Source organism: Jeotgalibaca sp. A127 (assembly GCF_052266745.1).
GTDB lineage: Bacteria > Bacillota > Bacilli > Lactobacillales > Aerococcaceae > Jeotgalibaca.
Genome location: NZ_JBQPRC010000015.1, coordinates 1 through 24,806, shown reverse-complemented (window position 1 = coordinate 24,806; position 24,806 = coordinate 1). Strand labels below are relative to the sequence as shown.

Sequence of the window (24,806 nt, the reverse complement as noted above, 5' to 3'; positions counted from 1 at the left end):
AAAAATTATTTAGTCAATTCGACAAATTCGCCATCTTTAACTTGTAAAACCTGAATATCCATTTTTGGATCGCGATTTTCGTCAAATTCAAACTTGCCGGTGACGCCCTCGAAGTCCTCGATAGCCGCCAAAGCATCACGGAATGCCGCACGGTCTGTTGCGCTGCCTGAATTTTCAAAGGCCGTATACAGCAAGTTGATGCCATCATATGCTTGCGCTGCAAATTGATCGGGTTCACGCTCATATTTTGCTACATATGCTTCACGGAAGTCTTTAACGATTTCAGCATCTTTACCTGGGAACCAAGGTGTTCCGACAATCGCTCCATCGGCCGCTTCGCCTGCTTGTTTCAACAATTCAGGTGAGTTGAAACCGTTCGAACCGATAACCGGTTGTTCAATTCCCATGCTACGTGCTTTTTTCATAATCAAGGCACCTTCTTGATAAAGCGACGCTACTGCCAACATATCTGGATTGATTTCTTTAATTTTCGTCAATTGCGCTGAGAAATCAGTGTCCCCATCAGCGAATGTCTCAACGGCAACTACTTCAACACCTACTTCTTTGAAGGCTGCCTCCAATGTATTGTAAACCGAAACCATTTGGTCATTGTTTTGTGAATACATGATTCCTACCGTTTTATACCCAAGTGCTTCATGCGATTTTTCTACCGCTGCGGTAACGGCCAAAGCTTCAGGTACGGCATTACGGAAAATATAGTCCCCGATGTCCGTGATTCCATCAGCAGTCGTTGATGTTCCCAGCGCCACGATACCCGCTTGTTGCGCGATTGGACCGGCTGCAAACATCGTTCCGGAAAGCATCGGACCTTGAACAGCCAGAACATTGTCTTTGTGAACCAATTTGTTCATAGCGTTGATTGCTTCGTTTTTATCGCCCTTTTCATCTTCGATCAACAAATCAATCTGCGCGCCACCTTTGGCATTGATTTCTTCAACAGCCAGTTCGGCACCCTCTTTAATAGAGATACCATACGCTGCTGCGCCCCCTGTTGTTGCGGTGATTAAACCAAACTTCACGTCCTCACTATCTTTTGCGGCCGTGCTGCCCGCTTCTGCATTCGTTGCGCAACCTGCTAATGCCAGCATTGAAAAAGTTGCAGCTGAGAACTTAACCAAACGATTGACGAATTTTCTCTTCATGTTGATATCCCCCTTTTTTTCTTTATTCGAAAAAAATACACCCTCGCATAGCAACCTATGCTAAAGTGTCGTCTTTGAACTAATCATTCGCTTGAGGTTATACGCCATTATAAAAAACAAAAAATTGCGATAAAATTATGTAAATACCCAACAGGCATACACTTTTCAGGCTCATCAATCAATATAAGACTATTTTTTCAAAAATGTTATTCCTTATTCTTACAAATAATGAGAGAATTGTCAAACAATTCTAACAATTATTTAATTTTAAATACTAAACTCTCATTTAACGGTTTTAAACGACCGTATGCGGTAGTTTTTAATAGAACGAAACAGGGCCGGCAGCACATAAAAATGCTGGCGGCCCTGTTGCCCTGTAACTATTTATGACACGAATAAATTAAGCAGCGTCTGATTGACCCAGTCCCCAGTTGACCCAGCCGCGCACACTGTTTAAAGCAAAACACAAATACATAATCGCCATCTGCGGTTGACCAACGCCTAGCCAAATCACGATTCCGATGACGTTTGTGACACCCCAGAGCCACCATGAATGACGATTACGACGCATCTGCATCACTTGCGCCACGATTGCGGTCGAATTATTTAAAGCATCCAAAATAACATACTGACCACCCATCAGATAGGAAATAATACCTAGGATAACACCACCACCCACCACAGCCAACGTAATAGTTTTCCAGTCAGTGGTTTTAACAACCTTAATGTCACCTTCACTGGCATCATCGCTTTTATTTTTAATCCAGCTCGGCAAACCGATGAACAGATTACTCAAAAAGTAAAAAGCTGACATAAACATGTCGCCATACAAAGCCGATTTAAAAGCTTGCCCTGTCGCAAACAAGTTCTGGGTCATGTTGAACGGGAAGTTCCATGTCTTGGCATGTGCCAACCCGATCGTTCCCACTAAGCCCAACCAAGAAACAATGTTGGCCAAGGTGAACCAGCCATTTTTCATGCTGCCATTAAAAGTCAGTAAAATCATCGCGCCCGTAACCGCAATGTTAAACCATTTGATCTGTTCTTTTTTCTTTACTAAAATATGTTCCAAGATACTTTGCTCCTAATCGTTTGATTGTGGGTAAATTTTCCGCTTCTTAATATATCACTATCCCCAAGCCATCGTCCAGTTACTTTTAAAGAACCCGTTAAATGTTATATAATCAACTTATACAGAATAACTGCTTAATATAAGGAGGAAAAACACATGAAGAAATTAAATTATCCTGAAATTGCGGACGCACAAATCATCGACATCCGTTCCCAACTGGCGTTCCAAAATGGCCATGCAAAAGGTTCACTTAACCTTACCGCCAAAAACTTTAAAAAATATGCGGGAGCCTTTTTGTCCCAAGACCAACCCCTTGCCTTTGTGGTTGGCGAAGAAGCACCAGACGAAATTGCGGAATTGGAAACCATAGCCCGGGAAATGGGATATGCCCATATCGCTGGCTTTCTCGTGATTGATGAGATTCCAAAAGAGGCTATCCAACATTCCGACACCATCACCGCCGCAGATTTCCTGAAAAAAGAGAGTGATTTTATTTTGCTGGATGTGCGCCACCCGGACGAAATTACGCGCCCAGCTCCGGAAAAAAACCTGGTCAACATCGCACTTGAAGATTTAGCAGCGAACTACCAGGACCTCGCCAAGAATAAAGATGTCTATACCCTCTGTGGTTCAGGTAACCGTGGCACCACCGCCGCTTCCTATCTTGAAACAAAAGGCTTCCAGCCCATCATCATAGAAGGTGGCATGAAAGCCATCCAAGAAACGATGAATCCTTAAGAATTTACCTACCTTTTTTTCTCTCAACGATTCAGAAAACGATAGTGGGAAAATTACAAAGGAGTTTCACTATGCCACACGAAAAAACGTATATCATGCTAAAACCCGATGCCGTAAAACGTCGCCTCATCGGTGAAATTGTCTCACGCATCGAGAAAAAAGGCTATCACATCACGCAAGCAAAATTAATGACATTGGATAAATCGGTCATCGTTGAACATTATGCGCACCTAGTGGACAAACCATTTTACCCTAAACTCGAAGCCTTCATGACTTCCGGTCCAGTATTTGGCATGGTCGTCGAAGGTGAAAATGCCATTGCCGGCATGCGGCAAATGATGGGTCCGACAAACGTTTTTGAAGCAAGCCCGGGCACAATTCGTGGCGATTATGCCACCAACGTGACTGAAAATGTCATTCATGGATCTGATAGTGCAGAGAATGCAACGATTGAAATCAAACGCTTCTTCGGGTGAAGCAAGCAATAAGAAGAGGGATTCCTTCACAGGAGTCCCTCTTCTGTTTCCATTATTTCTTTTTGTGTGTATGTGAAATATGAACCGATACAAACTGCCAGTAGTCCCGCCACCAACATCAAATTAAAATTTGTGTATCGAGCGAGGAAAGCAGCAATTATCGCCCCGATAACGAAAAATAAAAAATTGCAGGTAAAAAACTTTAATTTCCACTCTTCGACCGGCAGACCTCTCAACTTTTTCCCCATTTCAACTCCGATATCCGTTATGGTTCCAGATAAAATCGTCGTTCTGACAATCAAGCCTTTGTAATACACATGCATCCCATTCTGGAGCCCCAAGGCAAAGGAAAGATACATAAGGAAGTAAAGCGTATCCGAGCCCAACCAGCCGAACAAAAGATATCCAAGACCAATTAACATAATGACATTGCCATAGTTTCGATGAGATTTCAATTCATTGGAGGGGTAGAAAAAACCACTCACAATCGTACCCACCAGAAAACAAGCTGTTGCCATTATAATAGAAAGAAGGTTTTGCATATCACCTTCAACCAACGCAAGCGCAAACTTGGTGGAATTCCCAGTATGCGCTGATACAACCCGTCCCAACTCAAGAATGGCAGTAGCATTCACATATCCGGCCAAAGCTCTCAAGCAGAAAATCGAAATCGATAGTTTTTCTTCATTCTGTTCCACTTTACTTTCTCCTTACGCCCTTCGCTTAAAATGAAGATAACGGTTTTTATAGAACATTGTAACACCCTCATCCGCAATTCGACAATAAGAATTAGTCCCGGTGCTATTTTTTAAATAATACAAACTCTGTCCGTATAAAGTGATGCCGCTTTTTGATCCAACTATTATTTTTGCTCTACAAAATAATGATCTACCGCATGTTCAAAAGAGCGAATGAAAAAAGGTATAGCCTTTTTGCTCACATCGGCAGCGGGATTAGCAATATCAAACCCGTGGTAACAACCTTTATACATTTCGAAATCGACCGGCACTCCTGCTTCTTTCAAATTCTGGATGTACTGAACGGTCTCGTCTCGGAATGGTTCCAGATCACCCACAAACGTGACGGTAGGAGGCAAGTTACTATAATCCGTCGCTCGCGCAGCCGCTGCATAGGGTGGCACATTCCCCCCATACAAATCCCCAAGATATAATTTCCAACCCCAACGATTCGTTCGTGCGTTCCAAATAGGGGCATTGTTTTCTTTTGCCGATTCCGTTTCCGACCGATCGTCCATCATGGGATACAGCGGCATCTGAAAGGCAATGTTAACCTCGTTTTTGTCCCGCGCATAAAGAGTCAGTGCTGCCGTCAGCCCTCCTCCGGCACTTTCTCCGCCGACCATCAATTGATCGCTCCTGATACCGATTTTTTCTGCGTTTTTTTTCATCCACAAAAGGGCCGCATATGAATCGTCCAACGCGGCGGGATAAGGCGCATCAATGGATAAACGATAGTCCGGTGCCACAATCACGCAATTCCTGGCTTCGATTAAACTTCTGTAACGAGCGGTATATAATTCCGGTACGCCCAGTGCATATCCGCCACCGTGCAACCACAGTACTCCCGGTACAGCCTTTTTCAAATGGAGCGGTTTATAAATACAGATACGCAACTTCGTCCCATCTTCCCGCGTCAGCCATTCTTCGGAAGTTTGCATCCCATCAGCTTTTTTTCCCTTCAATCCCTTGGTGAGTTTTTTTACGGTGTGCATAAACTTGATGAACTTTTCTTCGCTTGATTTACTCATAACGGCATCAATCATGTATCCCCTTAACCTGAGTTGCTTATCGATCATTCTGTATGTCACTTTCATCATCATTACCCCCGATACAGTCATTTTAATGGACTTAAATTTTCTTATCAATTTCCAGCCCTCTTTATTGCTATATCCCCCTATAAACTACATGATAGTAAAGTGGTATAATATGAGAAACAAGGACCATATTTTATTCATCAAAAGGGGCTGTAAACATGACAATGATTGCGGTTTATGGAAGTCGGTATGGCACAACGAAAAGCTATGCGGAAGAATACGCTCGCCAAAAAGGTATCAAAGCCATTCCATTTCGCCTGCTCGAAGACCTCACTTGTTATGATACTGTCATTCACTTTGGTGCATTACTCGCTGGCGGCGTATATGGGTTAAAAAAGACCTTAAAATTACTGGATGCAACTGGCGCCCAACATCTCGTTATTGTAACAGTCGGCTTAGCCGATCCCAAAAACTCCCAAAACACAGACTATTTAAAGCAAGCCATCAAAGAACAAGTCCCCACAAACATTCTCAATAACACGGAAATATACCATCTTAGAGGTGGTATTGATTATAAAAAGTTGAGTTTGGTCCATCGATTCATGATGTACCTGACATATAAAAAAGCTAAAAAACATGCCTCTGAATCAAATAATGAAGAAACAAATGAAATGATAGCGACCTATAACAAAAAAGTTAGTTTTGTCGATTTTAATACGCTCGATCAAATTGTTATAAAAGACAAGACTCCTGAGGACGAATGATTTCTCAGGAGTCTTTTTCAATTATTCAATTCACCGAATCCGTTAAATAAGTAGATGCCAAAGTATGCTTCTGGAACGATGCCAGTACCCATAGCGCCGGATTAATCAATTTCCTCTTCACTTAACTTCCGTCCTTTCAGTACCATCCGTTTTTATTTTATACATGATCGCCTCACCATCGCTCTTGTAAGTAAGGTAGTAAATCCATCCATCCGCTATACCTGACGCGAATATTGCATCATCATTCAGCTTGGTTCTCCCTATTCCATCTGTCTTTATTTTAAATATTCCAGGCTCCGTTTTCCGCGTAAGGTAAATCCAACTACCTACTACATTCAACCCACCAATATCGTTATCGTCCACAATCTGAGTTTTTTCGGTGCCGTCCGTTTTTATTTTGTACATCACGGTCTCATCAACACTGTAAGCAACATAATAAATCCAATCGTCTACAACAACGATGGAAATGTGGTTCCCCTCACTTACCTTCGTTCTTTCTGTCCCATCCGTTTTTATCTTATAGATATCGCCGGGATTTGCCATTTCGCCTTCTTCAATTTGTGTACTGCCGTAATAAATCCAATCTCCCACCACATAGATGGAGTAGACTGAACCCTCACCGTCCAGTTTGATTTTTTCGGTACCATCCGTTTTTATTTTATATAATTTGAAACCATCCTCTTCTTCAATAGCACTATAAATCCAGTCACCGACGACAACCGAACCAAAAAAAACGCCATACTCCATCCTGGTTCTCTCTGTCCCATCCGTCTTGATTTTATAGGAGCTTGGCGGCTCTGACTCTGCGACTTCCGGGAAATTAAAATAGTAAATCCAGTCACCCACAACATCCATGTTATAGGGAGAATCATCATTCAGCTTCATTTTTTCACTGCCATCGGTTTTCATTTTGTACAAACCATAGTTTGCCAAGTGCGTATAATAAATCCAGTCACCTTGTTGCGCGACAACGCCGCCATTATTCAAATTACCTGATGTGTTTCCATAAGTATTCAAGGGTGGCGGGTTTTTTGGGTTATCAGCAGTGCATCCAACAGTAAAGGTCAAAGAAAAGAAGCATATAAATATTACGCTCATAATCTTTTTCACTTTTTCCCCTCCTCTTTCCCTAGAAAATTTAAAGCGTACTTCTCGCTTGCAAGCACACCGACCAAAAAGAAAACTCGGTGGCAAGAATCCTGTCGAATAAGGTTCTTGCCCACCGAGAGGACAGTCTCATATTTTATTTGTTTTCACGGAGTGGTTTCAAGGCTGTAGACCAGGCAACCACTTGGTCAAGCATCGCGTGGGCAGTATCCGCGTGGATATCAGCCGGTGCGAAGACACTCATATTTTCGAAGTCGGTAAATAGGGACATAGCCGGGTGCGTGCGCACATCTGCGACTTGCAATTCCGCCAAAATAACGCGTAAAGCTTCCGCAGCACGGACTCCACCGGTCGAACCGTAGCTGACGATGCCGGCAGCCTTGTTGTTCCATTCCGGGTAGAGATAATCGATGGCGTTTTTCAAAGCTGATGTTACGCCGTGGTTGTATTCAGGAGTAATAAAGACGTAGCCATCCATCTCCGCAATCTTTTCGGACCAAGGAATGGCTTCGGGTGTCACATAGTCTTGACTGTAGGCTGCGGAAATAGGTTCTGCATACATTGGTAAATTAAATGTCTTGATGTCAATCACCTCATACTCGGCGTCCCCTCTGGGATCAGCTAATCTTTTCAATGCTTCAGCCACTTGCAAACTGTTCCGGTTGGGACGTGTGCTACCTGTAATAATACCAATTTTTAACATGAATTTTCCTCCTATACCCTCTTTTTTATTTTATGGGCGTCATTATGATCAGTCCATATTATTAGTTTACATCATTTGGTAGCGCTTTACAAAAAGTGGCCCCTGAAGTTCTTATAGCCGACGTAAAATTAAATAGAACATAAACGCTGCACAACTTCGAGGTATATTGCTATAGTTGTGCACTAAGGGAATAGCAACCCACCCTTTTAATCCTTTTGAATCAGGCGTACAATGGTTAATTGGAGGTTGGTTGTAAATGAAAGAAAAAAGACTGGATTTTAAAGTAGGTTTACTAAGTATTTTGTCGGGTTTACTGGTTGGCGTGGTCGTGAGCGCCTTCCGTTTGATGATCCCGATATTGACGGGACTCGTTAATGATCTCATTTTATTCGGCCAAGAAAGTTGGCTTCATACGCTATTATTTATTTTAATCTTCTCTTTGATCGGCCTTGTTGTATCATGGAACGTTAAAAAAGAGCCGATGATAGGTGGATCAGGTATCCCCCAAGTAGCGGGGAAATTGAGTGGCAAGCTGGATTTTGCTTGGAATTCCATTTTGGTTCATAAATTAATGGGTGGGATTTTGACCATCGGATCTGGACTAACGGTCGGCCGGGAAGGCCCCTCTGTCCAGATTGGTGCCGCCATCGGGCAAGGTGTTGCTGAAAAGAATAACTTGAGTGTACCCAATCAAAAATACCTGATTGTAGGTGCAGCCGGAGCGGGGATGGCCGCAGCTTTTAATTCACCTGTTTCCGGGATTATATTCGCATTGGAGGAACTGTTGAAAAAGACTTCCCGCAGAGGGTTTTTGTCCAGTTCCTTGACCATCATTACCGCAACGCTCGTTTCTGTGGCATTATTGGGCAGCAAGTTTACCCTGTCCATCCCTATTTCCCTTGAGCTACCGGGAAAAGATTATCCTTACTTGGTTCTCTTGGGCGTCATCATAGGTTTATCCGGAGTTTTCTTCAACAAAGTGATTCTCACCGGTAAGCACCTTTATGCCAAATGGTCTGTTTCGACCACCATTAAATGTATCTTTCCCTTTTTCGTGACGGCGCTCTTTTTATTGTGGGATCCCCGTCTGCTGGGTTCTGGGGAACATTTCATTTTGATGCCTTTCGAGGGAAATGCGACTTTCGCAACCTTGGTAATCTTTTATTTCGTAAAATTATTCTTGTTGGTTGTGGCCTTTGCATCGGGATTACCAGGCGGTATTTTCTTCCCCTTGCTTGCACTTGGTTCCCTTGCCGGAAACATTGTCGGTACAGGGTTATTGATGGGTGGGATGATTGATCAAAACACCCTCCTCGTCTTTACCGTCATCGCCATGGCTGCCCATTTCGCTGCCATTGTGCGCGCTCCCCTCACCGGGATTTTCTTGATATTGGAGATGACAGGCGGTTCGATCAATTACCTTCTACCTGTTGCATTGGTCACCTTCATCGCCTACTTCATAGCCGAGCTTTGCCAGTCCGATCCGATTTATGAATCGCTGTTGGAATTGATGTTAGCGGGTAAGACAAACGAAAGAGAGTGGGAAAAAGGCGTTTAGCCCCGGATCACTGGAGCGAATAATGCTCAGATGGTCTGCGACCATCTGAGCATTATTCGTGAAGTGACGCCGGGGCTGCCTTTTGAGCACGTTTACGAAGCAAATATTCGGTTAAATAGAGGGGGCTGGGAGTTATTTCTCAGCCCCTTTCCTACGTTTAATTGATAATCTCACCTTTGTTTTGGGCCAGTTTTTCTTCCCATTCCTGCCGCTCTGCTGGGGTCAGTTTGGCCCAGTTGGTTACTTCTCCCAAAACCCGCAGTGGTTCCACCGAACGATACGAGCGCGTTAAGTTACCCGGGAATTTCTTGTCCGTTACATTTGGATCATTTTCGAATTCACCGGTCGGTTCTACCAGATAAACACGGTCTTCCCCTTCACCCTTGGCCAACGCTGCCGCAAGGCCCGCACCATTGATGTTGGCAGTGAAATAAATATGGTTCATTTTAAAATCCGACGCGTAATTGGAATTTTTACCCGCTATCAGCAAATCACCCCGCTGTAAATTAGCCTTGGTTCCATGGTAAAAAGGCCCCACATCAGTGGGCTTACCTTGAAAGGTATGCGCCAATTCAGTATTTTTCCGCGCATTTTCAGGGTCATTCATCGCTCTATAACAGTCGGCAATCGCAAAATATAATGTCGGATATGCACTCTTGACGTTATCGTCATTTATTTTTCGCGCAAAGGCCAGGGACTTTTCTAGCCATTCTAGCTTATCAGCGGTATTTTTCTGCCTTATCCCGAAATGATAGGCAGTAATAAACTTTTCAAAGTCATTCGTTGCTTGGTCCCAGGCTCCGTATAAAGTCGCCATTGCAGCAGCGCGGTTGCCATCTTCTTCCAGGGCCATCCCTCGCATGCAGAGCTGGATAATCGGGTTACTCGGATTAAATTTCATAGTCATGTTGCCTCCCCCTATATGATGGGTATGTGAGCGTTACTCGATTGATAATCTTATCGCTGACTGCTCCCCATGGATAAATCCAGGGGGTTCCCAGGGCGGTTGGGACGTCACGGACCGTACTGGCGGCGTTCCCATGAATCACTTCGTGGAGGTAACGCCGTTTTTCTAACTCCGTTCTATTCCCAAAAGCCCGGTGACTTTCTCAACAAGGTATCCGTTGACACCATTGGCGTTGAAGGCTCGCAGCTGAACCATTTGTGGTTGGTTTATTGTTTATGCAAATTGAAAGTCCCGCAGCCCGAAGTTGCTGGACTGGGGTTGTGTCGCTCGGCAGAGTGTCTGGATACAGGTATCATGGTGCGTCAGGAAGGCCGCGAAGGTAGCGGTGCAGCTGGTTCGGTCGGTTTCTTTCAGGGATGGTTGGCTGTTCTGCAGCAGAAACGCACTGTACAGGTCGCGCTGGACCCGTTGGTCGCCCACGAGGGTGGTGCGTTCATCGCGTGTCTTCTTGATATACGTATCGTCCACATGGTTGTACTGGCTGGCACGGAATTGGAATGTGTCCACCTTGTGCAGGGCGCCCCCCTCCTGGGGAGCCTTCTGCTTGAGGATGGCGACCAGCATGCCGGGGGCATGGTAGCCAATGGACTTGCCGTAGCGGCCCTTGCGGTTGAAACGCCCGTCCTTGTTGAGGGTGGTTTCCTGGGCCCGCTTCATCAGCGCCCTGAAGTCCATGTCCTCCACGTAGAGCTGGTTGCCCATCTGGAGGATGGTGTTGGCGGTCTTGTTATGGGCTGTTTTCAATGCCACCGCCCGACGGCGGTAGCGGTCCTTCAAGCGGAACAGCGTCTTCAGGTAATGGTTGCTCCGCACCCAGGTCAATGTGCCGTCCCGCTTGACGGTGCCGTCCGGGTTGAAGTTGGCGGGGTTTGTTGCCCGCCGGCTCCGGTCGAGTTGGCGCTTCAACCGGCGAATCGCACGATCATAGGTTTTCCCTTCCGGGAACAGCTCTTTCAGGAGGACGCCGTCCGCGCCTGCCACCGCGACGGTGGAGGTGCCGATGTCCATGCCCACTGCTTGTGGCGGGCTCGGATTCCGACGGGGATGGCCCGTATTGTTGACGCGTTTCACGGGCGGGATGCCTTCCAGCACCAGTTGCAGGAAGTAGCGGTTACCGCCCGTGAATGCCTTTCGCACGATGCGGCAATACTTCACCCGATGCTGGGCCAGTGATTCCTGGACGAACAGGTCGTTGACGCGGATTTTGACGGGCAGGACCAGCCCGTTCCACTCGACACGGTCACCCTTGAAGCGGATGCCTGAGCCGTTGCTTTTGCCTTCCATGGACTCTAATTGACCGAACTTCTTGAAGCGAACCTGCTTGCCTTTTCCGTACAGGAGGGCGGACACGCTCTGCCAGACTGTAGTGGCGATTTTCTGGGCGGTGAAGCTATCGATGTGCTTGCCGTACGCAAGGCGCATCCGCCCAATATAGGCGTGCAGGGCGTACTCCGTCAGGCCGAAGGTCTTCTGGATGGCGTGCAGCTCCTTGTTGCACGCCGTCTCGCGCATTTTGTCCTTCGCTTGAATGGCCATACGGCGTTCGACCAGTGTTTTCCGGTAGCGGCGGTTCTTGTACAGCTCGTCCAGCTGCGTCCGCGCATGGAACAAGGTCTTGTTGTACAGACGTTCTGCGATGCCAAAGCGCTTATCCAGGACTGCCGATTCGTTTTGGTGCGTGACAAGCCGTAGCTCTACCACGAACGAAGGTGTTTTGCTTTTGGCCATGCGTGCCCCTCCTTCCTTGATGACGAAACATCTTTACTGGCGTTGTGAGGTCTTTTGGCTTTGGATGTACTGCTTAATCCTTTCAAGCGGTGCGCCACCCACGGTGGAAACGAAGTAGCTGTTCGTCCAAAGTGTGGGGAGCTTCGTTGTCAGTTCCTTGAATTCCTGCCTCAGCACACGGGAAGAAACTCCCTTGATGCGTTTCACTGCTTTGTGGACCCCGAATTGTGGGTCCACATCCAAAAGAAGATGAACGTGGTCCGGCATGATTTCCATTTCCTGGATTTCGACGGATAGGGCGGCACACGTTTCCACAATGAGCTCCTTTAAGCGTGCCGCTATTGGTCCAACCAGGACCTTTCGCCGATATTTGGGACACCAGACGATATGGTAGGTACAGGAATAAGTGATGTTATTGTTTGATTTGTATTTTCTATTCTCCATACACAAATTATACTATACACCTCTACTTAATACGAATAAGTGCACGTCTTATATCCCCATAGCTGAAGCAAGGGGCTTTACGACGCTATTTTGGTAATCGTCAGAAGTTCATGTTGTAACTCCGCCACTTTCCCATCTTCCAGCGTGACCGCAATCTGCCCAATAAAAGAGCCTTGCGAACCCGATTGAATAATCGTCGTATCCCCAACCCTAACAGGTTCTTTGAGGCGATTGTGGGTGTGCCCACTCAAACAAATATCTATCCCCTTCACTTGCTGCATCATTTTGACATCTTGGGGAAAGCCGAGATGGGAGAGGACAATTATTAAATCTACGCCTTTTTCCTGGAGCTCTTTAACATAATGCGGAAGTTCTTCGTTTCCCAAAGTGAAATACAAACCTTCACTAAAATGGGCGGGCATGGTTTTGTCAATGATGGTAGCCGCAATTCCGATGACGCCAAGCCTTATACCGTGCTTTTCAACAATGGTATAGGGTTCAAAATAAACAAGACCCTACAAAAGGTCTCTTTAAGCGATTCCTTTTGTAGGGTCTTGTATATGAACCACCCAAGTAGGTGTTCGATGGGACCAATTACCGGATATCCCGTCGCAAATAAAAACAAACCTTATTTAATATATTTCAAGCCAGAGGTTGACCAAAATCCTGTCCCCTGGTTTTTTGTTCAGACTTTTCCTAATTTCTTTATTGATTGAAATCAAATAATCTTCATCTGTTCTTGGAGCCAAATTGTGTTTGTCTAATTTATAATCATCCAACGTACCGCTCACTTTCGTACTTCCCCATTGCCCTTTTAAATCTTTCGTACCAGGAATTTGAATATGGTAAGTCCACGCCCCAAAATTTTCTCTATATTTTAGTTCAAGTTCTTCATTGGCAACTAAATGAATCATTTTCCCACTCCTCTAAACACCAAAAATGTCATCATACCTGTTAATCCTACTATATCTTTTCAAAAAATGCTTCATATGATTCCTTAATAATCCAACATCTTTTCGTATGATATAATATAAGATACAAATAATCTGATTGAAAGAGGGATGACAATTTATATACTCATAATTTCACTTGTACTTATTTTAGCCTTGGTAGCTATGCGGCTTGCTAATGATTTAAAGATACCGCAATTACTACTTTTCATGCTTTTAGGCGTTTGCTTTAATTTCTTTGGTGCAGACTTTACAAATTATGCCTTTTCCAATCAAGTCGCTTCCTTAGCCTTGATGTTCATTATTTTTTATGGTGGTTTTGGTACGAAATGGAAAATGTCTAAGCCTGTCGCTAAGGAAGCCATCATTTTAAGTTTCCTTGGGACCATCTCCACCGCCTTGATCACTGGTTTCTTTGTATACTTTGTATTTGATTTTTCGCTGTTAGAAGCGTTGTTACTTGGTTCCATTGTTGGTTCTACTGATTATGCGAGCGTCTCGGATGTTTTAGTATCCCGCCATTTGAAATTAAAGTACAACACGGACTCCTTGTTGGAGCTCGAGTCTGGCTCTAACGACCCCACTGCCTACACCATGGTTGTTCTTTTTGTAACGTTGTTACAAGGCCAACGTGTAAATGTTCCAATCCTCATCCTTTTACAAGTTGGGTTGGGACTGGCCCTTGGTTTCGTGTTGGGTTGGCTATTTATCCGTTTGTTAGATTATCTGAAATCAAATGAAGGAATGGAGGTTATTCTTTTAGCCGCCGCAGCTTTATTCACTTATGAATTCACTAACCAGATGGGCGGTAATGGCTATCTAGCTGTTTATATTTTTGGGATTTATATCGGAAACAAGGAGTTTATAGGGAAACGTGAGGTCGTTTTCTTCTTTGATAGTTTTACAAATTTGGCACAAATCGGCCTGTTTTTCTTGCTTGGTTTGTTATCAGATCCTGGTTCAATCTTTGCGATGATGCCCACCGCGTTTGTCATTATGTTATTCATGACCATTATCGCGCGCCCCGCTTCTGTTTATGGTCTCATGCTCCCGTTCAAAATGAAAAAAAATCAGCTGGCCGTGATAGCTTTTGCCGGTTTAAGGGGTGCTGCTGCCATCGCCTTTGCCATTAGTGTGGTGAATTCAGATACGCCAAATATGAACGACCTTTATCATATTGTTTTTGACATTTGCTTATTGTCATCACTCATTCAAGGGGGCTTACTGCCGGTTCTTTCCAAGAAAACTGATATGGTCGACCCGGAAGATGCTTCCTTACGCAATTTCAACTCCTTACAGGATAAGAGTGATGTGGGCTTTTTAGCAACCAAAATAAAAGCTGACAGTGATCTAGCGGATGCTTATATACGGGATATTAACTTGGCTTTTGATTTTATTATCGCAAAAATTCTTCGTCAAGGTGAGACCATCGTTCCCAAAGGGAATGTCCAACTCAAAGTAGGCGATATTGTCGTAATGGCCGGACGCTCATATTTTGACGTAGTCGGAACGGATCTCTTAGAATTCCGCATCAATGACTATAATAATTGGGTAAACAAAAAAATTAAAAATATCCATTTAGATCATGAATTCCTCATTGTACTGGTTCTAAGAGATGATAACGACCTAATTGTCCCTAATGGCGATACCAAGATCCGCGAAGGGGATACGGTTCTCGTGTTGGATGCAAAAGGTATTGAAGGGTAGGAAAAAACGCGTTAAGCACATTGCTTGACGCGTTTTTAGTTGCTATTTTTTTCATTTCGTCAAAAACGTTTTTTTGTTTATTGCTCCAATAAGTCCCTCAGTGATTTGTCAAAGCTGTATACGCATCATTTTATCAGTCAGCCTAAGCGATCAAGGGTATCAATAGCAGAGAAAAGATAGGCGACGACGCCCAATGTGTACAGAGTCTTTAGAAACTGCTTATGTCCACGATGACCATTTCTCAAGAAGAGGTACGGCTTATATTATTCAGCTCTCTCCCACGCGTAAATTTGGCCAATAAAACGACGGATTTGAGAATACCATGCTTATTTACCTTATACTTCTAACCAAACTTCAGCAGCGATAGATTTAATGAGTTCGATTTTCTTCCATTGATCTTCTTCTGTTATAATATTGCCTTCTTCTGTCGAAGAAAAACCGCATTGTGGACTTAAACATATTTGGTCCAGGTCTACGTATCTTGAAGCTTCCTGAATACGCTTGATTATTTCATTGCGGTCTTCTAATTTTCCAACTTTGGAAGTTACTAAACCTAGCACAACTGTGCTGTCTTTTTTCACTTTAGCTAACGGCTCAAACCCGCCTGCACGATCATTATCATATTCTAGAAAATAACCATCAATTGTTTCTTGAACAAAAAGTTCATCCGCTACTGCTTCATAACCGCCGGAAGCAAACCACGCTGATTGATAATTTCCACGGCACACATGGGTTGTTACCGTTACATCTTCGGGACGCTCGGTGATGGTTGCGTTATTTACGGAAACAAACAACTCTTTCAGCCACTCGCGACGTTCGACCTCACGCGCTTTTTCTTCATCGGACAACTCATCTGAGATGGGTCCCATAACGGTTCCCCAGCTGGTGTCATCTAATTGAACCAAACGGCAGCCCGCCTCATACAACTCTTCTAAAAATTCACGATAGGCATTGGACACACCTTCAATCAGCTCTTTATCGGTCGGGTAGACTGCCCGAGTGGATTCGATATTGTAATCACGTACCAATTCCCGAATAAATTGTGCCGGTGATGGGATAGTCAATTTGACATCCACATTATCTGAGGCATATTCCTGCGTAAATTTGAAATGATCAATAAAAGGGTGATTCTTTCCTGAAAGTTTTTCAATTAAATGAACAGAACCAGTGCTTTTATTCACGGGTTTTTTCTGGATCGTTTCGCTTTCAGCTAAAACTTCCTCAGAATAGTGCGCCTTGTGCGTTTGGATATCCGGATAGTAAAATTCTGTCCCGATTAAATAACCAAAAAAATCCATGTGCCAAGATGAACGGCGGAACTCGCCATCGGTAACAGCCTTCAAACCTACCGCTTCTTGTTTTTTGATTAATTTGATGATTTCCTCATCTTCAACTCGTCTCAGTTCCTCTTTTGAAATCACGCCATTCTTGAACTTCTCTCTCGCTTCTGTTAGTCTTTTCGGGCGCAAAAAACTACCGACGCTGTCAAAACGATAAGGAGCTGTTAATCTTTTCGTAAATGTCATCTTTATTCCACCTTGTCTAATCGTTCTCTATTATGAGGTTGGCTCCATTCAACCAGAGAAGGGCCTTTGGGTAAAATGTTGTTTTCATTACCAAATAGCTTTCCCAAGTGTGGAGACCTGTAATAGGATTCTTTAATAAATTCAAAATCAGTCGTGTTATGGAAACCATCCAGTTGATAAAGGTCTCGTGTGTAGGCCCATAAATTGGAATAGTCACGAAGTCGTTTTTTCCTGGCCCGGAATTCATCGTAGTAAACAACATCAAAACGGACTAAAGAAGGATAGATACGAACATCGGAATCGGTTATTTGACTGCCAAATAAGTAACGTTGATTACTTAAGCGTTCCTCAAAATAGTCTAAATAGTTAAATAACCGATCATAGGCTTTTTCATAGGCTTCCTGGGATTGGGCAAAACCCACCTTGTAAAAGCCAACATTTATTTCTTCATATATTATTTGATTGAGCTGATCAATCTCATCACGAATCTTTTCTGGGTATAAATCCGGTGCCTGCTCTCCATGGAAATCGGCCCATGCCGTCTCAAGTTGGATCGTCAGATTTTTGTGATCGTTATTTACAACTTTACCCGTTTCTTCATCAACCATGAGCGGAACGGTGGGCCGTTGACTATAATCAGGATCGGTGCGCCGGTATAATTCCAGAGTTGACCGGGCTCCTGTGACCGAATCCTTCCCATTCTTATCATCACTGAACACCCAACCTTCATCTGTTCGATACGGTCCTGTGGTACCCAGACTAATGACGTCACGAAGTCCCAGTAAGTGTCGGACAATCACAACTTTATGCGCATGTGGACAAGCCGGCATCCAAACCAACCGATAACGATTCGGTTCTGGTTTTAATTGTCCCTCTTGTTCACCAAAGGGAGTATCAAATGCAATCGCTTGTTGGGTAAAGGAGCCATCATCTTGGGTTTCTTGAGCAAACGTTACATGCTTTTCCATATTTTAGTCTCCCTGGTCAATGTTTAGTTGATAGTCTCTTCGTATAATTCACTTGCAGGTGTTTGGTTCACATTAAAATGTTCTTCGGAAATCTCAGCCAACGTGCCGTCTTCCGCCATCTCTTTGATGACTTCATTAATTTCAGCACGTAAGTCTTCCCCTTCTTCACTCTTAGGGAACAAAATATAACCATGGGAGACGATATTAATAAATTCGCCATCTTCTTCCGATAGCTCACTGACACCAATATTGTCGAAACCGTATTCCTCTTGAAGAATGTTCAAAACAGGATTGTCATCAATCCGGAAATCTGAAACACCATCATCTAGATGTTGGTAAATAACCGGTAAATCCGCATCTGTATATTCAATTTTTATTGGCTGATCTGGGTTGACTTCGTTATACTGCTCAACCACATTCGTCATATTCAACCCAGCGTTCCCTTCAAAAATATACCCTTTTTCAGCGGCTTCCTTGAGTGATGTTACGGGTGTTTCTTTATTATAAATAAAACTATAACGCGTCTCGTTGTATGGATAAGAGTAGAGGTAAGATTGTGCCCGGTCTTCATTATAGGCAAAGTTATTAATAATGAAATCGTAGTTCCCACTTTGGACACCGGTTAAGATGGCATCAAAATTGGCTAATTGAAGATCCAACTCATATTGTGGCAAGCGATTGAAAATTTCTTTAAGGACATCAATATCATATCCGACTGGTTCATTGTCTTCATTGGTCGTCACGTAAGGAGCTGGCATTCCCGCCGTCCCAACCGTGATTGTTGTGACGTCAGCGTTATCAGATGTTGTTGAATTTTCATTGCCTTGTGCTGATAAAGTACAGCCCGCCAGAAAAACAGTGCTTAAAGAGAGTGCTCCTATTAATTTGAATAGTTTGGTGTTTTTCATGTTATTTCCCTTCTTTCTCAAATTTGTGTCTGTTATGCGGTTCCTGCCAAATAGCTGTATCAGGGCCTTTTGCTAAAATTTTATAAGGGTTTTTCCCAACATTTCCTAGGGAATAGCCCATTTTAATGGCTGTAAAGTCAGTTGTGTTGCCAAATCCTGGTGTTTGATATAAATCTTTGGCATAGTTCCAAATATTTGGAAAATCAACAATCCGGTTGCGGTTTGCCTTAAATTCCGGGTTATATGATACGTCAAATCGAGCTAGTGTCACATAGAAGCGAATATCGGCATCTGTGATCTCGTTGCCAAATAAATAACGTTGATTTGCTAGGCGCTCTTCTAAACGATCCAGACGGTTGAACAATAATTCATAGTTTTCTTCGTAAGCTTCCTGGGATTGCGCAAAACCACATTTATAAACGGCATTGTTCACTTCATGAAAGAGAACGTCATTAAACGCTTTAATCTCTTCTTCTTTGTCTTCCGGAAGGAGGTCTGGGGCGCCTTCTTTATGAAATGGCTTGAACTCTTTTTCCCAGTAATAGCTTAAGTTGAAATAATCATTATTGACAACCTGATGGGTTTCTAAATCGATAACCGCTGGAACAGTTGCACGCCCGCTATATTCCGGGTCGGTATAAGCATAGACTTCAGGAAGAAATCTAAACTCTTTTTCCGGATCAATGCCTTTATCATCGCCAATTGCGACAGGCCACCCTTTTCCAAAATCCCAACCTGCATCTGTGCGAACCGGATAAGCGGTCCCAACACTGATCACATCCTGTAAACCCAGCAATTCGCGGACAATGATTTGACGATGGGCCCATGGGCAAATTGGCGTCCACAGAATGCGGTAACGGTTCGCTTCCACTGACAAGTCGTGGGGGCCAGTTCCAAATGGTGTGTCAAAGCGATTTTTTTGGCGGACAAATTTACCCTTTGAGTTAATCTCATTTTCACTTTCAATTCTAGCTATCTTATTTGTGGTTGTCGTCATCATATTCTCTCCTTTATTAACAGTTTTTTTCGTACAGCTATCTGGGGAATACTCGAATGTATCTGGGTGGATTCATCAATGGTATAGCCATTTTTTAAGTAAAAATCTACAGCCGGTTCAAAGGAATGAATCAGTATTTTTTCAACACTTAATTTTCTTAATTCATCCTCTGTGCGTTGAAGCAAGGAAGTCCCAATCCCTTTGCCCTGATATTGAGGGATAACGGACACACGCTCTAATTTTGCTGTTTTATCATCGATATAATTAATGCGAAGCGTGGCAATTCCCTTATCCTTGCTGTCAGCTGCAACCAAAGCATATTGATACATTTGGCCGAACACCTCATCAAATTCCACATCAAGTGGAACGGTCTTACCATTCATTAAGGTTTGGCGTCTGACTTCATAAACTAAAGCGAGTTGCCAAACTTGGTCAACTAAGTGAAATTTCATTTTTATCACTCCTGTGGATTAAAAGTGTAACTTAGACAAAAATTCTTTCGTTCGTGCTTCTTTTGGTTGTTCAAACAGTTGCTGCGGTGGACCGTCTTCGATTATTTTCCCTTTGTTGATAAAGATAACACGGTCCGCGACTTGCTTAACAAATTGCATTTCGTGAGAAACAATAATCATCGTGTAGCCTTCGTTGGCAACCTTTTTAATCGTTTCAAGTACTTCCCCAACCAACTCTGGATCTAAAGCAGATGTTGGTTCATCGAACAACAAGAGCTTAGGCTTCATTGCCAATGCACGGGCAATGGCAACCCGTTGTTGTTGCCCTCCGGATAGATGCTTTGGATAATGGTTTTTCCATTCGAACATCCCTACTCGTTTTAGTTCTTCTTCAGCTAAATCTTGAGCTTCTGTTTTGGGTATTTTCTTAACTGTTACTAATCCTTCCATTACATTCTCCAAGGCGGTTTTCTTATTAAATAAATTGAACTGCTGGAAAACCATTCCGGTATTTCGACGAAGATAAAGGATATCTTCTTTCTTTGCTGAAGTCTGATTAATCGTTTTTCCATCTAAGGTAATATTTAGCGAATCAGGAACTTCCAATTGATTAATGCAACGCAACAAGGTCGATTTCCCTGTTCCAGAGGGGCCAATGATTGCCAACACCTCACCTTGCTTAATATCCAGGTCAATGCCGTCCAATACAGCGTTATTTCCAAAAGTCTTGGTTAAATTTTCTATTTTTATCATCGTGGACTACACCCCCGGGTCATTCTGGATAAGCTCAGGTGCCTTGTCAGAGACTGAAAACTTACCTTCACTATAAGAGAAGACTAATTCCAAGATAATGGTTATCGCCCAGTAAATAATCGCTAAGGCAACATAAACTTCAAAATAGCGATAGCTTCTACCCGCGATAATCCGGCCCTGCGCCGTCATTTCGACAACACCCGTTGTAAAGGACAAGGATGTTCCTTTCATTAAGGTAATCAGCCCATTCCCAATACCAGGTAACGCTACCGTCATGGCTTCAGGTAAGATAATGCGGATCAACGTTTGGCCATTTGTCATTCCCAGTGCTTGGGCGGCTTCAATCTGCCCACGTGGAACAGAAAGTAAAGCTGCCCTGAATGTTTCTGACAAATATGCTGATTCATTAAATCCCAGAGCTAAAATGGCAAATACATAGCCTGGAACAGCATCGACCGGTATTCCCCATTCGTACGCCGCATTGAGCGCCCGCAGTAGAGCAGGAATACCAAAGTAAGCAATGAATAATTGCACGATGATTGGCGTTCCTCGAATAAATGAAACATAAATAGTGGCTAGATGATACAAGACTGGTGTTTTGCTATACCGAATCAATGCAATGATTGTTCCCATAATGACGGCTATTATCATTGATAGGATTGTTAACTCAATGGTCACAGGCAAGAATTCCAGCAAAGCTGGTATATTATCGATAAAGAGTTGAAAGTCAAAAAAGTTACCCAATCATGTTCCCTCCTTTAATTAAAAACAAAAAAAATCCCAAATACTGAAATAAACCTTCAGTATTTGGGACGAAAATTTCGCGGTACCACCCTTATTCATGTAACTCTCACGAATTACACCTCATCAACTACTCCATCATGGCAATAGTCATTCACATTAACGGGTGAATCCCGTCCAAGTAGCGCTAACCCTTGGAAACTCAGAGCTCATCTTCATCGATAATGAATATGGTCCTTTCTCACTAGCCGGACTCCCTGAACAATTCATTTTATCAATTACTCTTCTCATCAACGTATTTACATATTTACATATTTACATTTTAAAAGCGTAGTATCAATATAAATTGTTTTTTTTATAAAGTCAACCGGAATATTAGTTTTTTTTAATCTTTCTCATTTATTTTTCCTTTTAAAAGTTATAGAAGTTGACTCACTTCTATTAATGAGGGCTAATAGCGAATGAGAAGTTATTGAATAATACTGAATCACTCTCATCACTTAAAGTCGCAATAATTTCCACCATGCCAACCGCTTTGTACATTCTTTAGCTACACCTTCAGAGTTTATGAATATTTTTATAAACTCCCGAAATCCCAACTGTTTTACAAGATCCATACGTGCATACAACCTAAAAAAAGATAGCTGCTCTCTCTACTTATATAAACATTGCCTACTCACAAATGAGGCTATTTTTTTGGAACAACTTCCACATTCCTCATCATCCAAGATCGTATCCGACAAACGAAATTACCAGCAAGTGACACCATCCTTACCAATTAAAGCCATTCATCGAGAATCAGTAGATCCGCCTTCGGAATCTTCTAAATTTATTTGCGGTAAGAACCGTCATTTCGATACTGCTCTGCCATCAATTCATCCAATAGCTCGGGAAGTCGCACATACTTCACCATCTGGTGTTGCCGGCAAGCTGAAATACCACAGCTTGCGTTTTAAACGGCTTGGTGATGAAGCATGTCATTGACCTTGGTCTACCATGATTGTTTCTTGCAGATACCGTCCGCAAACTGAATCTCTCATGGGCCATCTCCAATATTTTGCGATATTGAACCATAAAAAAATACCTCCAATATCATGTTTTTGCACACTCATGTGCTCTATCATTATATTGGAGGTATTGTTGATCAAACATCTTTTTTACAGAGTGGTAACTGCGATGGGATCACAATCAATGGTTATTGGAATTTTGGACATATTTGATCACTGTCGCCTTAAACGCTGCTCTAAAACGTGCCAAATCAACATCCATAATCATCTGTACATTCGGTTCTTGTGGCATGCGAATCCGGGAATCCAGATAGGTCATCCCTCTTGTTTCAGAACTATCGTAACTCACATCAATTTTTAAATCCTGTGTTTCAAACACTTCAGGATGTAAAAGGTGTACCAACGGAACAACATCATTCGGGGTGCACGTCTTGCCGAAACCAAGGCTATTATAAATAGACAGGGAATTTTCATTGATCGTTAACAAGAATTGCCCCAAACGCGCATCGTGTGACGCAATCTCTTCTAAATCTTCCTTGTGGAGTCTGGCGACCTCCGTCACATCTAACCCAGCAAGAACAATCGGAAGCCCGGAGTTAATCACAATGTGCGCCGCATGCGGATCCACATAGAAATTGAACTCCCCTGTCGTGGTAATGTTTCCGCCTTTCAGGCCGCCGCCCATAATGATGATTTTTTCAATCTTATCCGTCAGTTCTGGGTAACCTTTCAACAAAATAGCAACATTTGTCAGCGGTCCCACTGCCGCAATCGTTACTTTCTCAGATGTATTTCGTAAAATAGCAACATAAGATTCCAACGCTGTTTTTTCAGATAACGGTGCGAAACTGTCGAACTCATAGCCGTTCATTCCATTCACACCGTGGACATCATCCGCAAAACTTGGGTTCTCCACTAACGGCATGTTGCTGCCTCGACAAATCGGTATATCGTGGCGATTCAAGAAAGCCAATACCCCTTGTGCGTTGTTCGTTGTATGATCCACATTCACATTCCCCGCTACAGTATGAACGGCCAGAATTTCAATGTCCTCAGAAGCAATGGCATACAATAAAGCCATTGCATCATCGATCCCTGGATCACAATCAATAATAATTTTATGTGTCATTTTATCATTCTCCTCTAATTTCGCTTGTTTCATTCGTAAGTATAAGCACCAAAATATACTTGGCATGGATTTTAGTGCTTTTTAAATAGCCTATTCGCCTGTTAGTGCAAAGGTTCACCTCAAAATCCAAACCTTTGCATTCTTAATGACTTTTTAGTGCAAAGGTCAATAGAAATCCGAGGCTGCTGATAAAGTGGCGCCACTCATTTTCATTTTGGGAATTAGCCCGAAAAATAAACACAAAAAGAGACGATTGTACCCACTATAGGGCATATATCATCTCTTTTTTTGGGATGTGGTTTTTATGAAACCAAAAATTTAGACTTTTTCAGCAGCCTCAGAAATCCCTCAACCTTTGCACAATCAGACGGTGCTTTCCGCTCACAACAGCTCAACGGTATGTACAAGACATCGTTCACACTTAAATCATGAGTGATTTAATCGTTATTTGTGATACGCATGTGCGTATCATAAATAAATGATATTTTTGATAGATGACTATTTTCCTTTCCAAAATGACACATTTCAATCCCTCCTTAACTTTATTTTAGTACTACTTTATATGGTTTTATTTTGCTATTTTAATATTACTATCAATTTCATATTGATTTTTCATTTCATATATATACTCCTTTAAATGATTAGTAGTCTTCCGGAAACAACATTGTTTGATATTCTATATCATCAATTACCCAAATAGTTTTGCTTATACAGCCTTCATTCAGAATCGGTTGCACTATTTTATAGTTCCGCTCAGGGCTTTCTTGACTATGTATTATCTCTTGCCCCTCATTAGTAATTTTCAATTCGAATTTCTGGAAATAATCCATTTCATTACCTTTCTTAACTTGATCATCTATTAGTTCTCACAGAAAGAATTGCATCTTTTTAGGTACTGTAGAGTCCACATTTCTAATAACATAGCGGTTATCTTTTGATTGAAACATGTTTCCTCCTTCTATCATTTGTTTTTTAGACAAAAAGAATAGGCCAAAATCCCTGTTTAGGATCTTGGCCTTATTAACTACAGATACTTCATTAATATAATATGGCTCTATAATATTTGGTGTTGGTGAATCATTTTGATTCACTGGCACCATTTTTGTTTTTAAATGCAAAAAGGCCAGTGAACCCCTATAATTTAGTTACCACACAAAACAACAGGAGGACTCAC

General features: G+C 42.8%; 26 protein-coding genes and 1 other annotated feature. Of the genes, 6 read left to right on the top strand and 20 right to left on the bottom strand.

The features are described from left to right. Positions 1 to 5: 5 nt before the first annotated feature. Both ACTVAI_RS10990 and pnuC read right to left on the bottom strand, forming a co-directional pair. Positions 6 to 1,163, bottom strand: coding sequence for an ABC transporter substrate-binding protein (locus ACTVAI_RS10990; protein WP_443486676.1), 1,158 nt, complete (start codon positions 1,161 to 1,163; stop codon positions 6 to 8). A 400-nt stretch (positions 1,164 to 1,563) separates the two neighbouring features. Next, a complete protein-coding gene (gene pnuC, locus ACTVAI_RS10985; protein ID WP_443486675.1) occupies positions 1,564 to 2,235 on the bottom strand; it encodes a nicotinamide riboside transporter PnuC in 672 nt (223 codons plus the stop codon). Between the two features lie 156 nt (positions 2,236 to 2,391). Between pnuC and ACTVAI_RS10980 the strand changes: the two genes are divergently transcribed. Then, positions 2,392 to 2,973, top strand: a complete 582-nt coding sequence (locus ACTVAI_RS10980; RefSeq protein WP_443486674.1) for a rhodanese-like domain-containing protein — start codon at positions 2,392 to 2,394, stop codon at positions 2,971 to 2,973. A gap of 71 nt (positions 2,974 to 3,044) precedes the next feature. Then, positions 3,045 to 3,449, top strand: a complete 405-nt coding sequence (gene ndk, locus ACTVAI_RS10975) for a nucleoside-diphosphate kinase (protein ID WP_443486673.1) — start codon at positions 3,045 to 3,047, stop codon at positions 3,447 to 3,449. 26 nt (positions 3,450 to 3,475) lie between these two features. Here ndk and ACTVAI_RS10970 read toward each other — a convergent pair whose 3' ends face one another. Then, positions 3,476 to 4,147 carry a YoaK family protein gene (locus tag ACTVAI_RS10970; protein WP_443486672.1) on the bottom strand — a complete coding sequence of 224 codons (672 nt, stop codon included), beginning with the start codon at positions 4,145 to 4,147 and terminating at the stop codon, positions 3,476 to 3,478. A 164-nt stretch (positions 4,148 to 4,311) separates the two neighbouring features. Continuing rightward, positions 4,312 to 5,283, bottom strand: coding sequence for an alpha/beta hydrolase (locus tag ACTVAI_RS10965; protein WP_443486671.1), 972 nt, complete (start codon positions 5,281 to 5,283; stop codon positions 4,312 to 4,314). Positions 5,284 to 5,441: 158 nt separating this feature from the next. Here ACTVAI_RS10965 and ACTVAI_RS10960 point away from each other — a divergent pair, with 158 nt between their 5' ends. Beyond that, positions 5,442 to 5,987 carry a flavodoxin domain-containing protein gene (locus ACTVAI_RS10960; RefSeq protein WP_443486670.1) on the top strand — a complete coding sequence of 182 codons (546 nt, stop codon included), beginning with the start codon at positions 5,442 to 5,444 and terminating at the stop codon, positions 5,985 to 5,987. 117 nt (positions 5,988 to 6,104) lie between these two features. On the opposite strand, the gene ACTVAI_RS10955 is transcribed toward ACTVAI_RS10960, so the two are convergent. After that, a complete protein-coding gene (locus ACTVAI_RS10955; RefSeq protein WP_443486669.1) occupies positions 6,105 to 7,097 on the bottom strand; it encodes a DUF5050 domain-containing protein in 993 nt (330 codons plus the stop codon). A 133-nt stretch (positions 7,098 to 7,230) separates the two neighbouring features. Further along, on the bottom strand, positions 7,231 to 7,797 hold the full coding sequence (locus ACTVAI_RS10950; protein WP_443472675.1) for an NADPH-dependent FMN reductase: 567 nt from the start codon (positions 7,795 to 7,797) through the stop codon (positions 7,231 to 7,233). A gap of 256 nt (positions 7,798 to 8,053) precedes the next feature. Here ACTVAI_RS10950 and ACTVAI_RS10945 point away from each other — a divergent pair, with 256 nt between their 5' ends. Further along, positions 8,054 to 9,355: a ClC family H(+)/Cl(-) exchange transporter gene (locus ACTVAI_RS10945; RefSeq protein WP_443486668.1), complete on the top strand. Its 1,302-nt coding sequence runs from the start codon at positions 8,054 to 8,056 to the stop codon at positions 9,353 to 9,355. Positions 9,356 to 9,512: 157 nt separating this feature from the next. Here ACTVAI_RS10945 and arr read toward each other — a convergent pair whose 3' ends face one another. The 5 genes from arr to ACTVAI_RS10920 all read right to left on the bottom strand — a co-directional run bounded on the left by arr (position 9,513) and on the right by ACTVAI_RS10920 (position 13,408). Next, complete coding sequence (gene arr, locus ACTVAI_RS10940) at positions 9,513 to 9,962, bottom strand: NAD(+)--rifampin ADP-ribosyltransferase (protein ID WP_443472812.1); 450 nt, start codon at positions 9,960 to 9,962, stop codon at positions 9,513 to 9,515. A 573-nt stretch (positions 9,963 to 10,535) separates the two neighbouring features. Continuing rightward, the gene (locus ACTVAI_RS10935; RefSeq protein ID WP_443486667.1) at positions 10,536 to 12,050 is read right to left on the bottom strand and encodes a hypothetical protein; all 1,515 of its coding nucleotides are present in this window, start codon (positions 12,048 to 12,050) and stop codon (positions 10,536 to 10,538) included. Positions 12,051 to 12,083: 33 nt separating this feature from the next. Continuing rightward, positions 12,084 to 12,494: an IS200/IS605 family transposase gene (gene tnpA, locus ACTVAI_RS10930; RefSeq protein WP_443472679.1), complete on the bottom strand. Its 411-nt coding sequence runs from the start codon at positions 12,492 to 12,494 to the stop codon at positions 12,084 to 12,086. Between the two features lie 77 nt (positions 12,495 to 12,571). Continuing rightward, entirely contained in the window at positions 12,572 to 12,892 is a 321-nt protein-coding gene (locus tag ACTVAI_RS10925; protein WP_443486666.1) for a hypothetical protein, read from the bottom strand. A 234-nt stretch (positions 12,893 to 13,126) separates the two neighbouring features. Next, a complete protein-coding gene (locus ACTVAI_RS10920) occupies positions 13,127 to 13,408 on the bottom strand; it encodes a DUF1905 domain-containing protein (RefSeq protein ID WP_443486665.1) in 282 nt (93 codons plus the stop codon). A 147-nt stretch (positions 13,409 to 13,555) separates the two neighbouring features. Here ACTVAI_RS10920 and ACTVAI_RS10915 point away from each other — a divergent pair, with 147 nt between their 5' ends. Then, positions 13,556 to 15,151, top strand: coding sequence for a potassium/proton antiporter (locus ACTVAI_RS10915; protein WP_443486664.1), 1,596 nt, complete (start codon positions 13,556 to 13,558; stop codon positions 15,149 to 15,151). A 335-nt stretch (positions 15,152 to 15,486) separates the two neighbouring features. Here the strand turns inward: ACTVAI_RS10915 and ACTVAI_RS10910 are convergent, their stop codons facing one another. The 7 genes from ACTVAI_RS10910 to ACTVAI_RS10880 are packed head-to-tail and all read right to left on the bottom strand — an operon-like array spanning position 15,487 to position 21,499. Further along, positions 15,487 to 16,677: a 5-methyltetrahydropteroyltriglutamate--homocysteine S-methyltransferase gene (locus ACTVAI_RS10910; RefSeq protein ID WP_443486663.1), complete on the bottom strand. Its 1,191-nt coding sequence runs from the start codon at positions 16,675 to 16,677 to the stop codon at positions 15,487 to 15,489. Positions 16,678 to 16,679: 2 nt separating this feature from the next. Then, a complete protein-coding gene (locus ACTVAI_RS10905; RefSeq protein WP_443486662.1) occupies positions 16,680 to 17,645 on the bottom strand; it encodes a glutathione S-transferase C-terminal domain-containing protein in 966 nt (321 codons plus the stop codon). Positions 17,646 to 17,668: 23 nt separating this feature from the next. Continuing rightward, complete coding sequence (locus ACTVAI_RS10900) at positions 17,669 to 18,553, bottom strand: transporter substrate-binding domain-containing protein (protein ID WP_443486661.1); 885 nt, start codon at positions 18,551 to 18,553, stop codon at positions 17,669 to 17,671. A gap of 1 nt (position 18,554) precedes the next feature. After that, a complete protein-coding gene (locus ACTVAI_RS10895; RefSeq protein ID WP_443486660.1) occupies positions 18,555 to 19,550 on the bottom strand; it encodes a glutathione S-transferase C-terminal domain-containing protein in 996 nt (331 codons plus the stop codon). Continuing rightward, complete coding sequence (locus tag ACTVAI_RS10890; RefSeq protein WP_443486659.1) at positions 19,550 to 20,002, bottom strand: GNAT family N-acetyltransferase; 453 nt, start codon at positions 20,000 to 20,002, stop codon at positions 19,550 to 19,552. Before ACTVAI_RS10890 ends, ACTVAI_RS10895 begins: the two co-directional genes overlap by 1 nt. Before the next feature lie 18 nt (positions 20,003 to 20,020). Beyond that, positions 20,021 to 20,755, bottom strand: coding sequence for an amino acid ABC transporter ATP-binding protein (locus tag ACTVAI_RS10885; protein ID WP_443486658.1), 735 nt, complete (start codon positions 20,753 to 20,755; stop codon positions 20,021 to 20,023). Between the two features lie 6 nt (positions 20,756 to 20,761). After that, on the bottom strand, positions 20,762 to 21,499 hold the full coding sequence (locus tag ACTVAI_RS10880) for an amino acid ABC transporter permease (protein WP_443486657.1): 738 nt from the start codon (positions 21,497 to 21,499) through the stop codon (positions 20,762 to 20,764). A gap of 61 nt (positions 21,500 to 21,560) precedes the next feature. Continuing rightward, positions 21,561 to 21,799: a binding site (T-box leader), on the bottom strand. 456 nt (positions 21,800 to 22,255) lie between these two features. Between ACTVAI_RS10880 and ACTVAI_RS10875 the strand changes: the two genes are divergently transcribed. Further along, entirely contained in the window at positions 22,256 to 22,480 is a 225-nt protein-coding gene (locus ACTVAI_RS10875; protein ID WP_443486656.1) for a hypothetical protein, read from the top strand. Positions 22,481 to 22,684: 204 nt separating this feature from the next. Here the strand turns inward: ACTVAI_RS10875 and ACTVAI_RS10870 are convergent, their stop codons facing one another. Both ACTVAI_RS10870 and ACTVAI_RS10865 read right to left on the bottom strand, forming a co-directional pair. Beyond that, positions 22,685 to 23,632, bottom strand: a complete 948-nt coding sequence (locus ACTVAI_RS10870) for a nucleoside hydrolase (protein WP_443486655.1) — start codon at positions 23,630 to 23,632, stop codon at positions 22,685 to 22,687. Positions 23,633 to 24,273: 641 nt separating this feature from the next. After that, positions 24,274 to 24,492, bottom strand: coding sequence for a DUF960 family protein (locus ACTVAI_RS10865; protein ID WP_443486682.1), 219 nt, complete (start codon positions 24,490 to 24,492; stop codon positions 24,274 to 24,276). Between the last annotated feature and the right edge of the window lie 314 nt (positions 24,493 to 24,806).

Excerpts from the sequence above, each read along its gene's own strand:
- ACTVAI_RS10990 (WP_443486676.1), bottom strand. The coding sequence starts at position 1,163 with ATGAAGAGAAAATTCGTCAATCGTTTGGTTAAGTTCTCAGCTGCAACT.
- ACTVAI_RS10980 (WP_443486674.1), top strand. The coding sequence starts at position 2,392 with ATGAAGAAATTAAATTATCCTGAAATTGCGGACGCACAAATCATCGAC.
- ndk (WP_443486673.1), top strand. The coding sequence starts at position 3,045 with ATGCCACACGAAAAAACGTATATCATGCTAAAACCCGATGCCGTAAAA.
- ACTVAI_RS10965 (WP_443486671.1), bottom strand. The coding sequence starts at position 5,283 with ATGAAAGTGACATACAGAATGATCGATAAGCAACTCAGGTTAAGGGGA.
- ACTVAI_RS10960 (WP_443486670.1), top strand. The coding sequence starts at position 5,442 with ATGACAATGATTGCGGTTTATGGAAGTCGGTATGGCACAACGAAAAGC.
- ACTVAI_RS10950 (WP_443472675.1), bottom strand. The coding sequence starts at position 7,797 with ATGTTAAAAATTGGTATTATTACAGGTAGCACACGTCCCAACCGGAAC.
- ACTVAI_RS10945 (WP_443486668.1), top strand. The coding sequence starts at position 8,054 with ATGAAAGAAAAAAGACTGGATTTTAAAGTAGGTTTACTAAGTATTTTG.
- arr (WP_443472812.1), bottom strand. The coding sequence starts at position 9,962 with ATGAATGACCCTGAAAATGCGCGGAAAAATACTGAATTGGCGCATACC.
- ACTVAI_RS10935 (WP_443486667.1), bottom strand. The coding sequence starts at position 12,050 with ATGGCCAAAAGCAAAACACCTTCGTTCGTGGTAGAGCTACGGCTTGTC.
- tnpA (WP_443472679.1), bottom strand. The coding sequence starts at position 12,494 with ATGGAGAATAGAAAATACAAATCAAACAATAACATCACTTATTCCTGT.
- ACTVAI_RS10920 (WP_443486665.1), bottom strand. The coding sequence starts at position 13,408 with ATGATTCATTTAGTTGCCAATGAAGAACTTGAACTAAAATATAGAGAA.
- ACTVAI_RS10915 (WP_443486664.1), top strand. The coding sequence starts at position 13,556 with ATGACAATTTATATACTCATAATTTCACTTGTACTTATTTTAGCCTTG.
- ACTVAI_RS10910 (WP_443486663.1), bottom strand. The coding sequence starts at position 16,677 with ATGACATTTACGAAAAGATTAACAGCTCCTTATCGTTTTGACAGCGTC.
- ACTVAI_RS10905 (WP_443486662.1), bottom strand. The coding sequence starts at position 17,645 with ATGGAAAAGCATGTAACGTTTGCTCAAGAAACCCAAGATGATGGCTCC.
- ACTVAI_RS10900 (WP_443486661.1), bottom strand. The coding sequence starts at position 18,553 with ATGAAAAACACCAAACTATTCAAATTAATAGGAGCACTCTCTTTAAGC.
- ACTVAI_RS10895 (WP_443486660.1), bottom strand. The coding sequence starts at position 19,550 with ATGACGACAACCACAAATAAGATAGCTAGAATTGAAAGTGAAAATGAG.
- ACTVAI_RS10890 (WP_443486659.1), bottom strand. The coding sequence starts at position 20,002 with ATGAAATTTCACTTAGTTGACCAAGTTTGGCAACTCGCTTTAGTTTAT.
- ACTVAI_RS10885 (WP_443486658.1), bottom strand. The coding sequence starts at position 20,755 with ATGATAAAAATAGAAAATTTAACCAAGACTTTTGGAAATAACGCTGTA.
- ACTVAI_RS10870 (WP_443486655.1), bottom strand. The coding sequence starts at position 23,632 with ATGACACATAAAATTATTATTGATTGTGATCCAGGGATCGATGATGCA.